The organism is Paraburkholderia sp. SIMBA_030, from assembly GCF_046535245.1.
Taxonomy (GTDB): domain Bacteria; phylum Pseudomonadota; class Gammaproteobacteria; order Burkholderiales; family Burkholderiaceae; genus Paraburkholderia.
Genome location: NZ_JAWRXB010001199.1, coordinates 1 through 251, shown reverse-complemented (window position 1 = coordinate 251; position 251 = coordinate 1). Strand labels below are relative to the sequence as shown.

Sequence of the window (251 nt, the reverse complement as noted above, 5' to 3'; positions counted from 1 at the left end):
CGCATCTCGTGATGCACGCGCTCCTCGTGCTCGCTCGCGCGGTGCCAGCCCGCGCCGATGCGTGCGCCGATCCACGCGCCCACGCCAGCCGCGATCACCACCGCCGGCAGCGACGCCGACAGCAGCGCGCCGAACAGCGCGACACCGGCCACGGCGCCCGCGACCGCGCCGAGCGTGAGATTGCGCGTGCGATGCGGCGGCGCGGCGGCCACGGCCACCGGATGCGGCGTGTGACGCGCGTGTTGTCCGCG

At 76.9% G+C, this 251-nt stretch carries 1 pseudogene; it reads right to left on the bottom strand.

The annotated features are described in order from the left end of the window. Positions 1 to 251, bottom strand: a pseudogene (locus tag SB772_RS43830) (hypothetical protein); the annotation flags it as partial.